10 protein-coding genes are annotated in these 13,661 nt (G+C 60.2%); 5 read left to right on the top strand and 5 right to left on the bottom strand.

The annotated features are described in order from the left end of the window. Positions 1-10: 10 nt before the first annotated feature. Complete coding sequence (locus tag ABWI03_RS15565; RefSeq protein ID WP_042450056.1) at positions 11-1,450, top strand: DEAD/DEAH box helicase; 1,440 nt, start codon at positions 11-13, stop codon at positions 1,448-1,450. A 15-nt stretch (positions 1,451-1,465) separates the two neighbouring features. On the opposite strand, the gene bluB is transcribed toward ABWI03_RS15565, so the two are convergent. From bluB to ABWI03_RS15550, 3 genes are all read right to left on the bottom strand, one after another. Continuing rightward, positions 1,466-2,095 carry a 5,6-dimethylbenzimidazole synthase gene (bluB, locus tag ABWI03_RS15560; protein ID WP_095969167.1) on the bottom strand — a complete coding sequence of 210 codons (630 nt, stop codon included), beginning with the start codon at positions 2,093-2,095 and terminating at the stop codon, positions 1,466-1,468. After that, complete coding sequence (locus tag ABWI03_RS15555) at positions 2,092-3,150, bottom strand: CobW family GTP-binding protein (RefSeq protein WP_298780491.1); 1,059 nt, start codon at positions 3,148-3,150, stop codon at positions 2,092-2,094. The genes bluB and ABWI03_RS15555 overlap by 4 nt, the downstream gene beginning before the upstream one ends. Before the next feature lie 81 nt (positions 3,151-3,231). Further along, positions 3,232-3,834: a lipocalin family protein gene (locus tag ABWI03_RS15550; protein ID WP_298780494.1), complete on the bottom strand. Its 603-nt coding sequence runs from the start codon at positions 3,832-3,834 to the stop codon at positions 3,232-3,234. Between the two features lie 178 nt (positions 3,835-4,012). On the opposite strand from ABWI03_RS15550, the gene ABWI03_RS15545 reads away from it, so the two are divergent. Beyond that, a complete protein-coding gene (locus ABWI03_RS15545; protein ID WP_298780496.1) occupies positions 4,013-6,547 on the top strand; it encodes an AMP-binding protein in 2,535 nt (844 codons plus the stop codon). 16 nt (positions 6,548-6,563) lie between these two features. Here the strand turns inward: ABWI03_RS15545 and ABWI03_RS15540 are convergent, their stop codons facing one another. Then, entirely contained in the window at positions 6,564-7,673 is a 1,110-nt protein-coding gene (locus ABWI03_RS15540; protein ID WP_298780499.1) for an NAD(P)/FAD-dependent oxidoreductase, read from the bottom strand. A gap of 452 nt (positions 7,674-8,125) precedes the next feature. On the opposite strand from ABWI03_RS15540, the gene ABWI03_RS15535 reads away from it, so the two are divergent. The 3 genes from ABWI03_RS15535 (at position 8,126) to ABWI03_RS15525 (ending at position 11,840) form a co-directional block, all read left to right on the top strand. Continuing rightward, the gene (locus ABWI03_RS15535) at positions 8,126-8,971 is read left to right on the top strand and encodes an acyltransferase (RefSeq protein WP_298780502.1); all 846 of its coding nucleotides are present in this window, start codon (positions 8,126-8,128) and stop codon (positions 8,969-8,971) included. Positions 8,972-9,181: 210 nt separating this feature from the next. After that, positions 9,182-10,525: a hypothetical protein gene (locus ABWI03_RS15530; RefSeq protein ID WP_298780505.1), complete on the top strand. Its 1,344-nt coding sequence runs from the start codon at positions 9,182-9,184 to the stop codon at positions 10,523-10,525. Between the two features lie 769 nt (positions 10,526-11,294). After that, the gene (locus ABWI03_RS15525; protein WP_298780508.1) at positions 11,295-11,840 is read left to right on the top strand and encodes a hypothetical protein; all 546 of its coding nucleotides are present in this window, start codon (positions 11,295-11,297) and stop codon (positions 11,838-11,840) included. 636 nt (positions 11,841-12,476) lie between these two features. Here ABWI03_RS15525 and ABWI03_RS15520 read toward each other — a convergent pair. Continuing rightward, positions 12,477-13,661 (bottom strand): hypothetical protein (locus ABWI03_RS15520; protein WP_353798996.1); only part of this gene is annotated, 1,185 nt, incomplete at its 5' end.

The following is a 13,661-nucleotide window of genomic DNA, read 5'->3' as shown; positions in this document are numbered from 1 at the left end:
CTGAACACACTTGTCTGACATCTCTACGCCCGCTACCACCTTCGCAGCCCTCGGTGTGCGCGCACCGCTGGTGAAAGCTCTCGAAGACGGCGGAATCACTTCTCCGTTCCCGATCCAGATCGACACCCTCCCCGACACTCTCTCGGGGCGCGACGTCCTGGGTCGTGGAAAGACCGGAAGCGGTAAGACGCTCGCGTTCTCCATCCCCATGGTCTCCCGCCTCGCCGGCGAACTGTCCGGAGGAAAGCGTCGTCCGGGTCGACCGCTCGGCTTGGTGCTCGCACCCACACGTGAGCTCGCCACCCAGATCACCGCAACCCTCGAACCGTTGGCCGCGGCATACGACTTGCGCGTGACGACGATCTTCGGTGGCGTCTCGCAGCACCGCCAGGTTCAGGCCCTCAAGGCCGGAGTCGACATCGTCGTCGCCTGCCCCGGGCGCCTCGAAGACCTCATGAAGCAGAAGTTCGTCAGCCTCGACGCTGTCGAGATCACCGTGCTCGACGAGGCCGACCACATGGCCGACCTCGGCTTCCTGCCCGTCGTCACCCGCATCCTCTCGTCCACCCCGCAGGACGGGCAGCGCCTTCTGTTCTCGGCAACGCTGGACAACGGCGTCGACAAGCTCGTCAAGCGTTTCCTCAAGAACGAGGTCATGCATTCGGTCGACGAGGCCAACTCCCCCGTCGCCGCGATGACGCACCACGTGTTCGACGTCGACGGCGTCGAAGCCAAGAAGGCTCTGGTCGAGAAGCTCGCTTCCGGTACCGGTCGTCGCATCCTGTTCATGCGCACCAAGCACCAGGCACGCAAGTTGGCTCGCCAGCTCACCGAGTCGGGCATCCCGTCAGTGGACCTGCACGGCAACCTCTCTCAGGCCGCTCGCGACCGTAACCTGGCGGCATTCTCCGCCGGTGAAGCGCGCGTCCTCGTCGCCACCGACGTCGCAGCGCGCGGCGTCCACGTCGACGACGTCGAACTGGTCGTCCATGTCGATCCGCCGGCCGAGCACAAGGCGTACCTGCACCGCAGTGGTCGCACCGCTCGCGCAGGCAGCGCCGGCGACGTGGTCACCGTGGTTCTGCCCGAGCAGCGTAAGGATCTCGCGATCCTCATGCGGAAGGCAGCCATCAAGGTGACCCCGGTTCGTTCGACTGCCAACTCCGAGCACGTCGTCAAGTTGGTCGGCGACATCGCACCGCACGTCACGCCGGCTCCGAAGGCTCCGGCCCAGCCGAACGGTGGGCGCGGACAGCGTCCCGCCGGCCAGGGTGGACGCGGCGGCGCAGCACGTTCGGGTCAGGCTCGCTCCGGACAGGGCGGGCAGTCACGCGGTGCTCGCACCGGCGGAGCTGCCCGTCAGGAACATGCAGGCGGCGGCGCTCGCCGTCCCCGCACGGGCGGCGGCGCTCGCACCGCAGGCTCCACCGGTGGCCGCCCCGCTCGCTAGGCCGCCCCACACAACTCAATAGGTTTCGTAATGGACAGCGTCGGCCAATGGCCGGCGCTGTCGCCATCCGAAACGCTCGAGATCCGGAACCTGTTGAAACTCAGTCACCTTCCCGACGCACAGCCACGCAATGGGGCGAACGGGTGACGGAATGCGCATGAGTTCGGTGAGGTACTTCTCGTCGTAGAACGAGACCCAGCCGATCCCGATCTCCTCGGCTACCGCAGCGAGCCACAAATTCTGAATTGCGAGTACCGCCGAGAACAGTCCGGTGTCGTCGACGGTGTGGCGGCCGAGGATGTTGGGGCCACCACGTGACGGGTCATAAGTGACGACGATGCCGGTACCGCTCTCGGCGATTCCCTCGATCTTGATGGGGTCGAACGTCGAGCGGCGATCCTCGGGCAAAGACTGCGCGAAATTCAGCCGGGCTTCGGCGACGTGTGCCGCGAAGGTGTCGAGCGTCTCCGGATTCCGAACGACGACAAAATCCCACGGCTGCGTGTTTCCCACACTCGGCGCGCGATGAGCGGCGTCGAGAATGCGCATCAGAGTTTCGTCGGGGACGATCTCTCCCGAGAACTCGGCGCGAACGTCTCGGCGTCGCCGAATCGCTTCGTACACGGATACAGCTGATTCACTCACGCCCCGACGGTATAGCGGTGCAATCCCAGCATGGCGTCGGGGTGCGGTTCGACCGTTTCTTCGCGCACGCAGTTGCGGAGCGCGCTGCCGACCGCTCCCGAGTCCATCCCGGTGCCGATCACAACCAATTGCGTGGTTCGAGGCTCGCCGGACTTCCACCGGAGCGGCGTGATCCGAACATGATCACCCACCGATTGGATCTCGAATTTCCCTGTGTAACCAGGAATCTCGAAGTTCACGAATCCCTTGATGCGGTACACGCCCGGCGGTTGATTCTCGAGGAAATGCGTCAGAGCCCTGGCGTCGAGAGCCGCCTCCGATGTGAAATCAACCGACTCGTAACGGTGGTGCAGGTGATCGTGATGACACGAGCCGTCTTCGTGCCCGTGCTCGTGCTCGCGCTCGTCACGCAGGAGTTCATCCAGGCTCAGTTGGTCGCCCGGAGCCGGAGGGGTCACCTCTCCGGTATCGAACAGCAGAGCAGGGTCTACCCGCGAATGTGATGTTTCCACAATCGGCGCTCGCGGGTTCAACTCACGGATTCCGACCGTGAATCGCTCGCGCTCGGAGACCGGAACGCTGTCGATCTTGTTGACTACCACCAGGTCTGCCAGACGGACATGTTGATCGAGTTCGGGATGCTCGCTGCGAACGGTGGAAAAATTGGCTCCGTCGACCACCACCACCAGGCCGCCGTAGACGACGGACGGGTTCTCACTTCCGAGGACGAGTCGAATCATGTTCCGCGGCTCGGCCAACCCGCTGGCCTCGATGACAATCACGTCGATCCCGGATTGCCGGTTCGCCAGCTTGTTCAGCATCTCGTCCATGTCGGAGACGTCGACAGCGCAGCACAGACAGCCGTTGCTGAGAGAGACCATCGAATCGACTTGACCGGCGACCATCATCGAATCGATGTTGACGGAGCCGAAGTCGTTGACGATCACGCCGATGCGTACGCCGTCGTTGTTGCGCAGAAGATGGTTGAGCAGCGTCGTCTTGCCCGAACCGAGAAAGCCTGCGACGACAATTACGGGAATCTGCTTCTTCGCCACCACACAACCTTCCGAAACCACACCTACCGATCAATGATCGTAGTGGAGTGTGGCTTCGGAAGGCTCACGCTGACGGCAGGCTCACACCGTGCAGAGCGGACGGATGTCCGAAGTACCCTCGGTGGTCGGTGACGTCAAGATCGTGCACGCGTTGTAACCACGGGATTCGGCAACCCGGCGGATCTCGCTCCAGCCTGCCGCGTCGACAATCGGGGACCGTGAGAGCACGAATCCGGAAAGCCGGAGTGGATCACCCACCAGTGCCCACGAATAGTCGTCGGCGATGTACGTGACGATGTAGTTCGGCGGACCGTCCAAGCTTTCCTGAGTGGGCACCCCCGGGAAGCTCACATGCAACTGAGCACCCGTTGCTGGATCGGTAACTCGGGCATTCCCGACGATCTCGTTGGCTTCACCGGTCCACGTCGTACACGTGTTCTTCACGCTCACGTTCGAGGAATCGACCAGCCCGTAACTTGCCCGGGTGTCCTTCGCGCACGCGAGGTTGAACGGCTGAGGAATCGCCGCCACCTGGTTCCACTCCCCTACGTAGCGCGCGGCGTCCAGATTCGGCACCGGCTGCAGGGGTTCCCAGAGTGGGTCCGCCTGCGCGGTTCCCGAAAACATCGTCACTGCGGTGCACACTCCCGCAATCGCAATCGCACTTCGCCCCGACCACTTCATGTCACTGCTCCTCGTCTGCGCAACGCTCGATCGGCATTGGTTCCTCAAAGTATTCGGAGCAGTCGGCCTGAAGGATGGGGACGTATGGAAAACTACTTTCGGTTTGTTATGGACCTCTTTCACAAACCTTATGTAGTCTTTGCTAAAAGATAGCTGAAAGTCGGACGGAGCTACTGTGATGAAGGTTGTCGACTTAGGTCTAGAACGCACTCGCTATGCAGTCATCGACGAGACGATCGAGTCGAGGTGGCGCAGAGTCACCTCGATGCAGCACGACGCCGTTGCCGTCGTGACTCCGCGCGACCGAATCACTTTCGCCGAACTCGAACTTCGAACCGACGCTTTGGTCCGCGAACTTCGGTTGCGCGGGTCACAGGGGGCCTGCCCGGTTGCAGTCGATCTCGAACCAACCGCCGAATCGGTGCCCGCCATCCTCGCTACTCTGATTTCCGGCCGACCGTTGGTGATGATCGACCCACAACTCCCCGACGCCAGGCGCGCACACATCATGAGCACCTCAGGGGCCGTCGCGCTGCAATCGATCCTCGACGAATCAGCGGCGACCGGATTCCGTTTCGACAACGCGCTCGAACCGTCCAGTTCCGACCCTGCCATGATCGCGTTCACGTCAGGCACCAGTGGGACGCCCAAGGGAGTCGTCCTGAGCCACTCCATGTGCCTGAACAAGGCCGACGAACTTGCCGCGGCAATCGCCCTGCGACCCGACGATCGCATCGGGAACCTGCTGCCCGTCAGTTTCGGCGCCGGAATCACGGCACTGATCATGGGGCTGATGAACGGAGTCACGGTCTTCTGCTGGGATCCACGTATCGACGGCGTCTCGGGCATCGACGACTGGCTGATCGAGAATTCGATCACGACTGCGCACTGTGCACCATCCTTTCTTCGGGTGTGGTCGGATCTCGAAGGCGAGGAAGCAAAAGAAGATTCGATCGGTTCCCTGCGCGTCGTCGTGACGTACGGAGAAGCAGTCCACGGCGAAGACTATGCGCGCCATCGCAGTCACGGCTTCGCTCGCGTCACGTACGTCAACTGGCTGGCCACCACCGAGACAGGTGTCATCGCATACAACGAGTTCCCGCCACATTCCGAACTACCAGCCGGAGTGGTTCCGGCCGGACGGGCCCGCGACGGCAAGGACGTACAGATCGTCGACGTGAACGGCGTGCCTCTCCCCGACGGAGAGATCGGCGAGATACAGGTTGTCTCGACCGATCTTGCCGACGGTTACCACAACGACCCCGAGCGCACTGCAACACGATTCACTCGTCTCGGCGACGGAGTCGGTATCTACCGGACCGGTGACCGAGGCCGTATCGACGAACGCGGCGAACTACAACTCCGAGGACGCGTCGACGACGCCGTCAAGATTCGGGGATACCTGGTAGAGCCGACGGAGGTCGAGTCGCACATTCGTCGAATCCCCGGCATCGCCGATGTTTTCGTGGGTGCAGTTCTCGAGAACGATCGACCGGAGATCGTTGCGTACGTAGTCCAGAACAAAGCCGTGATGGCACGGTCGGGCGCCGAGATGCGGCGCGAATTGGCGAGAAATCTGCCGGCCTGGATGCTTCCCCGACATTTTGTTCCGATGGCAGCGTTGCCCCGCAACGAGAGGGGAAAGGTCGATCGAACGACGCTGCCGTCCGTCGAGGTGCGTTCCACTCCACCGACTCTCGCCGGGCCCGCCGAATTGTGGCTGTCCTCGATCTGGGAGTCGATTCTCGGCATCGATTCCGTCGACCGTGAGGACGACTTCTTCGAACTCGGCGGAGATTCGCTCGCTTCCACCGAAGTGGTGGCAAAGATTCACGACATGTTCCGGATCCGGATCACGACGGCGGAGTTCGCGGCCGCGAGCACCGTCAAAGAACTTGCGGCGCTGGTAGATCGGTGCAGAATCGATCCCGATGATCGCGTCTGTCACAACACGATGGTTCCGCTGAAGCTCGAAGGGACTGGGCGACCGCTGTTCATCATGAACGGAGCGGGGTGCCCCTCGACGACCCTGTCCACCCTGGCGAAAGCGCTCCACACCGATCGCCCGGTCTACGCACTTCAGCCACACGGCTTCGAATCTCGCGGACTGCCCGATCGGTCGGTGAAAGCAAGCGCACGCCGTTTCATATTCGAAATCAAGAAGATCCAGCCCACCGGGCCATACCTCCTGGCCGGATACTCGTACGGCGGCTACGTGGCGCTGGAAATGGCAACACAGCTGTCCGAATCAGGTGACACCGTCGAGCACGTCACCGTTCTCGACACCAGAATCTCCACCGAAACTGCCACCCGACTGGCCACCCGAGCCGGAATCAGTTTGGATCCGTCGATCGTCGACCTTGCCCCACAGCCATCCACCAATACCCGATGGAAGCCGGCCAGACGCACCGTCGCCGCTATGTGGATCCGCACACTCTTCGCCGGCATTCTGCAGTACCCGCCGGCCACCCAGTGGACTGTGTTCCTCTACATCGGAGGCCAGGCGCTCCGGAAGCATCGGATACGAGCATGCGCCGCGCCGGTCACGGTGATCCGTGGAGCCACCAACAACCGTGGACGCGAGATCTGGTCACTCATCGCCACGGGCTCACTCGATTTCGACGATGTCGACGCGTGTCACGAAGACGTCGTCCGTCAACCGTACGTCCGCAAGACTGCAGCGATCATCGATCGAGTCTGTGATCGAGCGTGACCAGCGCTGCTCATGTTCAGCTGTAGAAGAGAGAGCGGCGCGGGGTGACGGCCCAGTCGGTCGTCGACGAACAGACTCGTTCCTTGACGAATGCACCTGCCCTGCCTGCAATGAACATCCTCGTTGCTTCGTCGACGCGAGTCGTCCGCTGGAACACCCCGTACCGCCTACCAAGACTGATGCACTTGCCTGCAAACTTCGGAGTCACCGGGTGCGGCGCGGAACCGTCCAGTCGATGCAGGATCGTTTCTGCCGCATGAACTCCCAAGGGGATCGCGGCCTGACAACTCATCCTCAGTGAGTTCTCACCGACTGTGACCGCATCACCCGCACCGACGATGTCGGGATGGGACGGGCATTCGAGTCGGTCGTTCAGTTTCAGGCGACCGAGATCGTCGACGGGGAGGCCACTTCGACGGGCCAGCTCCGGGACACCGAATTCTGTTGCGAGAATCGTGCACTCGGCCTTCACCCGCGCGCCTCCCGCGAGCTCGCACGACGATCGGTCGATCCGCGTCACCCGCGATTCGCTGACGATATCGACCCCGAGATCGGTCAACGTTCTGAGAATTGCCGATCGCGCACGCTCGGACAGGTCCGGGGCCACGATCCCACCCGTCACCAAAGTGATTCGGTTGCTTCGCTGCTCAGCCAATTCTGCGGCTGTCTCGATTCCGGTGAGACCGCCGCCGACAACGCAGATGGCAGCCTTCTCGTCGAGCGTCGACAGCCTGGATTCGAGTCGGGTCGCGTCCTCGAATTCGGCGACGCTGTACCCATGCTCTGCCGCCCCGACGATCGTGCTGGGCGACTGCCTACTTCCGACTGCGTAGACCAAGTAGTCGTAGTCGAGCACGATGCCGTTGTCGAGGGTAAGCCTGCTGACCGCGGCGTCGATGTCCGTCACCGTTCCGAATACTCGGTGTGCCGTACGCGGTAACGCGCTGTCGAACGAGACCGTCGCGTCGTAGCCAGCTGCGATCATCTGATGGAGCCTGATTCTTTGCACGAAGTGTGGGCGCGGATTCACGACGCTCACCGTGATGTCCGACCGAGTTCGCAGCAGTCGCTTCGCTGCCATGACGCCCGCATATCCTGCCCCGATTATCGCCACGTGTGCACTCATGGTTCTCCGTTCCGCCGACGGTCCCCATGCCGAGAATGCACGGGATGATCAAGCCTCACCGCGGACAGTATTGCGCATTGACGCCCTGGCGTTATGGCGGTCGACACATCGATGCAGAACTATGCTTCATACAACAAAGGTGCCAAACAATAAATACTCTGCACCGATTGGTTTAGAGCATTTGTGCGGGTGGAGCTAACGAGACTCGAACCCCAACCCCCAAACTGCCAGTTTGAATAGAACTGTGCGTCTGTGTTCAGTGCGTCCGAAACGTCCACGCTCAAAGTCTTTTCCGTCTCATGTGTCCGAAGCCTGTCAACCTGGTATCTGTTGTCGTAGGACAGCATTAGGGCACTCTCAGGCGATGACGGCCACGCCTCGATGGTCCTGACTGCCGACCTCGATCACACCTCTGGACACAATACGTCCAGTTGGTCTGGTTTGATCTGGGCATGAATCCTCGTGTAACGACACTCTTATTGAGTGCCATCGCGGCGAGCGTCCTCGCCACATCTTGTTCATCGACCGATGACGACGCGGCGCGCCCCGAAGCCTCATCGCAGTCCGTCGCGGCATCAGCAGATCCAACCAACAAGCGCGGGGCTGTCGAGGTCGACCTCGGCCAGCGAGCAGAGGTCAAGGATGAAGCCGGCGCGCTCTTGCTCGCCGTGTCCGACACAGCTCTTTCAATCGAGGGCTGTCCGCTCAACAGTGAGCATCCTGGACTCGTCAGCAAGAATCGATTCTCCGCATCCATTCAGATCGGAGCTGCGCCAAGCACTGAATGGCTGTGGCCTTCCGACTTCTACTACGTCGACGCGGGCGGCAAAGTCGTCAAGAACATCGCATTGTCTGACGCGAATCCCTGTTCGAGTCCGGGGAGTAGCAAGTTCATCGACCTCCCCGCCAATTCTTCCGCCGACGGTGCAGTGACACTTGATATTCCGCACACGGCGCGGTTCATCGGCTACCAGTCCAACCTCAGCGGGCAAGATGTTCGGATCGAGTGGCGAGTGCCGGAGGGAATGCTTGTCACCGCCACAGCTGAGAGCACCGCCCCGGCACCGAAGCCCACGACAGAAGCTCCGCAATCCGTACCGACGACGAATCCAGTCGATAAGCTGCCGAACCCGTACCCCAATTCGATTGATTCCGAAGGCAGAGCCACAGGAACTGGCGGAAGCGAACTCGTCGGGTGCGCTGACACTTCGCTTTACCAGCCAGGAACCGGCATTTACAGCGACGGGTCTATGGACTACGCGGCTGAGTGCCTCCAAGGCGGATCGATGGCGAACTGAGATGTTGACAATCCTGGTCGCAGTTCTGGCGCTACTCGTGGCGCTCGTGGCTTTGTTGCGGAACACCTGAGAGCACGGACGACACACGGCCTGAACAATTCCCAATCTGGGACGGTTTCTCACCCAATTGAGCTGGAAGCGGTCATGCGACCAGAGTTAGGTCCGCGAGAAGTCTGACGTTCGTCAGAAGTGCGGCCTATCGTGAGCCGCATGGAGACTGCATCCGAGGCAACGAAATCGATTGATCCGAAAGAACAGGTTCGAGACTGGGGTCTCAGATTAAGTGCGCTTCGTGATGCACTCGGTGAAATCGAAGCGACGACAGCGATCGATTTCTGCGAATTGGCGCTCGCTCAGCTGATGGAGCAAGTGAAGCTGTCCCCGCCGCTCAGGGGTACTGCGGCGAACATCTTGGTGATGGATGTCATGAACGTGTCAGTGGGTTTCTGCGCTCGGTCAGGGATCGAAGAAGACCTGTCCGCGAGCGATGCTCGGCTGGCAATCACTGCCGCTATCGACAGAGCGATCGGCGAAATTGAAGGCTGGATCGCGAGCAGCCTCCCGAATGACGCCGAGATCGCACGGCGGTTCGACTCCGCCACGACCGGCATGGAGGAGTCCAAAGAGGAGCTCGAGTCGACGGTGGCAGCACGCCACGCCGAGGACGACGCTGCCTCGAAGCATGGCGCAGTTTTGGGATATTCAGATCCGACAGTTGACGCGAAAGTGATCTACACGCAGGTATGCGAGTTCTCGTCGGAGGAGCACGAGCGATATTCCACGGCGTATCAGCGTCTTACCAAGAAGCTCAATCGGGATTTGCTGCGGTACGTCCAGGACTCCGTGGGGGTATTTAGAGAAGATCGTCAGCAGGCTCTTGACGCCTTAGCTGACGGAAGTTTTCCTATGCACAACCCGGACCTGTCCGACGAGTTCGCGCACCGAATTCGGTCCGCGACACTCACTGCCTCGAATGCGTTTCATATCCATCAGATGCAGACGTACTGGGCGGCACAGGACTCATTCGGGAAACCGTCTACTGAATACGCCAAGCTCACCGAGCTGTTTCATGGTCTGTATTCGGGGTGCCACGGATACCGCTGGCTACTTGAACTACGCCACACCATGCTGCACATCAGCATGGAGGCAGCGAGCCTCCGGGTTGCTGTCGAAGTGGATCAAGATCCTACAGTCGCCGTGACGATGGACCGAGGGTGGATGAAGGAATCGAGCGGTGTCATGGACAAGGCGTACAAACGCACGGAACTGCTGGCAATGACCTCTGATCCGAGCGTTGTGACGATGATCGATCAGGCTTTGCCCGCCCTGACCACAATCCAAGACCAGATCGATAAGGTGCTCTTTCCTGATCTGGCTGGCGACGCAGCAACGGTACGCGAACTAATCGGCCGGTTTCAGGGACGTCGCGGCACCTATGCCTTGCAGCTTGGACCGGGTTTCACCCCACGACTGCGGATTCCACCAATGCGGCGGTTGTCCCCTCGCGTTCTCTCATACGCCGACGGCTATCCGATAGGAACGCCGACGAGCTGACGACGACCGGGCATGATGCTGGGCCGTCGTAGTCAGTGACGCTGGCTCGATGAAACTCTCACTCGGTGGGCAAGGATACGGCGAGCCGCTTCTCGGTTTGACGGAGGACTTCAGGTTGTTGCCAGATTCTTGTCGGTGACGGTTGCTGATTTCAGCGAATGAGCGCAGAAAATTCGGAACGCATGACGCAGGCGGTCTACGGGCGCGTGTCGGACGATCGGTTAGTTGCCGCTTCGGCCGCACTTTCTGATGCCGTAAGACAGAGTTAGGACAACATTCCCGAATACAAAAAGACCAGGCCCGAGGAAAATCCTCAGACCTGGTCTTTTTTGGTGGAGCTAAGGGGACTCGAACCCCTGCGAAAACAGGGTATACGCGCAGGTCAGAGGCTAATTATCGCATCTTGCGTGACTGTTGACGGAAGCTCGCAAACTGGGCGTTTCTGCTCATGTGTTGACGCGGTCAACATACTTTCCCTCGCACATCTGTTCGATACCTGGTAGCGTCGGCACTGTTGGCAGGAGACGGAAGGGAAGCCGTCAAAGATCGCCCACGCCACAACTGAATAGTTCGATGCCCACCTGACTCATTCGGCAGCACAGGTGGGCATCGGCATATTCAACTCAACGAACCAACCGTAAGCTCGGATGTCACGATCGAATTTCGGACGCTGTAGTTTACTCCCCAGCATCGACAGAAACTAGGCAGCGAGGTAGCTTTGAGCCATGAGCACAGTGGAGACAACGAGCAGGACAGGACTAGTGAACGCGTGGTCGGCGATCCGCGTCGGCCTGGGCTCACTCCTCGACCTCAAAGGGGAAGCTACCTACAGGGCGATGCAGGATCTACTTCCGAGCCCCAAGCTTCGCCCGATGTCAGCGATCTACGCGGACACGAACCGGGTGATGTCGGAAACGCCGACATCGCTCAAATCGTTGCGCACGTCGTCGCGCAAATAAATCAACACCAACACATTCACCTGCCTGAACAAGCACCTGACCCGAACCAGCTCGCGGAGCTCCGCGAGAAGGTTCCTGAGGTGTACGACTTGTGGATTGAAACGACACGTAAGCGCAACGACCACGAGATCTGGCAATCCAGAAAGATCATCCGACAGCCCTACCTTCTGGCGTCACTCGGCCAATGGCTCGGACTTACTGCGGTCCTCGGCGTACTTATCCTGGCTGGATATGCATTTCACCTGGACCATCCTTGGGTTGGCGCAGTTCTGGGCGTGTTCGATGTGATCGGGCTCGCCGCGGTATTCAATGGCAATCAAAGCAATAGAAGGAACCCTCCTCCGCCTGAGTCCTGAAACGACAAAAGACGCCCCACCCTCGCGATGAGGATGGGGCGTCAAACGGTTTCCTTCGGTGTCGCCAACGTCGACCTGTATTCGAGGCATCGCCGATTCGGTTTCAAACGCTCCTCCTTTCGGGCGGTAGCGATCGAGCTAGCTGGCCTGTTACTGCTGAACCCCCTCGTGCCTCAGCGGCTCACAAATTTGCCTCGCGGAAAGTGGGTCGCCCATGCGGGTCTGCTGGTTGGAAGAATCAAAGGATCGATCGCATTGCGAACCTTCTATCTGTGATCAGCATTCACACCGCGATAATCCGGCAACACCAGCGGGTCCACGTATGATCTGGCGATTTATCCATATCCACTCTGAACTGATTCAGAACCTACACTGACAGTAACTTCACAGCACCGATGTAGTAACCTTCCATTTCGCTGCGGCACTCTGAGAATGTCGGGCATTTTTGAGTGGAGGATCCTTGAAACGGTTCACAATTTTTACGGTCTCGTTGCTCACTGGCGCGCTGCTACTGCGGCGTGCGGTTATCTCTCATCTGCTGTCTCAACCGCTTGGTGTGCCACTCGGTCATCGACGCATCCGGTAAACGCAAAAAGTGCCCCCACCTCGTAAGGCGGGGGCACTTTGCGTGGAGCGTTAAACAGGTGCGATCGCAATCGTTCCGCTCGAATACTTCGACCCATTGCTTGGCGTCGCATTCACAGCGGCCTGCGAACCAGCTGCACCGCCGGTCTGAACTGCAACGCTCAGCGCCGCGGAAGTCCCATTGATCACGGTAGTGACCGGCGTGACTCCTGCGGGCCAGGTGTGTGCGGCCGACAGTTGACCAGTCGACACCATACGAATGAGTACCGCCTTCGCCACCGTTGTTGTGATCGCGGGCGTGGGATGCGGAGTCGCGGTCGTCGATCCATCCGAAAGAATGCTAGACGAGGCATTGACGCCAGCCTGGTTGGCTACCGTCATGGCGATCACCTCGGTGGGGCTGTCGCTGCTGAACCCGCTCGCCGAAGTCGTGATCGTCGCAGGATCCCCTGCAACCTTCGTGCGCGTCCACACCTCCAAGTACGCGCCGTCGTACCAAGCGCCATTGCCCATCCGCTTCGTCCAACCAGACGGAGTTGAACCCATCTGGCCGGATGTAGTGGCCATCGCAATGACCCACAGATCGCCGACGTTCGCGGCCGGCAAGGTAATAGTCACCGCCGAACCAGTCGTCTTCGAGAAGGTCGTGAACGCCGAGACGAACGGACCGTTATTTGAGACAACATCAGCAGCAAGACCAGTCAACGTAAGAGCAGGGGTCGTGGACGCTGCCACTGTCGAACCACTCGAAATCTCCGCAGCCAAACCGGTCAAGGTCATGTATCCGACATCTGTTGCGGTCACAGTCGACCCCGAAGACACCTCAGCCACATAGCCGTCCAGTGTGAGCGATCCGGCGACAGCACCGACTGTTGAACCAACGGATATTTCGGCGGTCGAACCAGTTAGCGTCAGCACCCCAGCCTCGGCGGCGACATCCGAAGAAACCGACACCGACGCTTCCAGGCCCTCGAAAAGCAACTCACCAGGATCGAACACAGGGCCAATCGACGTAGTCACATCAGCATCAAGACCAGCCAGAGTGAGATAGCCGACCTCAGCATCAACGGTTGAACCTGCCGATACGTCGGCAGCAAGACCAGTCAACGTCAGCTCGCCAGCAGATACCGGCACCGACGACTGTCGACGGCCATCGTAAGCTCCCCACTGGCGGCCATTTATGGCGCATTTTGTGGCCATGGTTTCTCCCCGCGTACGGCCAGATAGTTCCCCACC

The organism is Rhodococcus baikonurensis (assembly GCF_040489275.1).
GTDB lineage: Bacteria > Actinomycetota > Actinomycetes > Mycobacteriales > Mycobacteriaceae > Rhodococcus_F > Rhodococcus_F baikonurensis.
This window is presented reverse-complemented; position numbering and strand designations above follow the sequence as displayed.

Bases quoted from the DNA above. Each gene is read 5' to 3' on its own strand.
- ABWI03_RS15550 (WP_298780494.1), bottom strand. From the start codon at position 3,834: ATGAAGTGGTCGGGGCGAAGTGCGATTGCGATTGCGGGAGTGTGCACC.
- ABWI03_RS15545 (WP_298780496.1), top strand. From the start codon at position 4,013: ATGAAGGTTGTCGACTTAGGTCTAGAACGCACTCGCTATGCAGTCATC.
- ABWI03_RS15540 (WP_298780499.1), bottom strand. From the start codon at position 7,673: ATGAGTGCACACGTGGCGATAATCGGGGCAGGATATGCGGGCGTCATG.
- ABWI03_RS15535 (WP_298780502.1), top strand. From the start codon at position 8,126: ATGAATCCTCGTGTAACGACACTCTTATTGAGTGCCATCGCGGCGAGC.
- ABWI03_RS15530 (WP_298780505.1), top strand. From the start codon at position 9,182: ATGGAGACTGCATCCGAGGCAACGAAATCGATTGATCCGAAAGAACAG.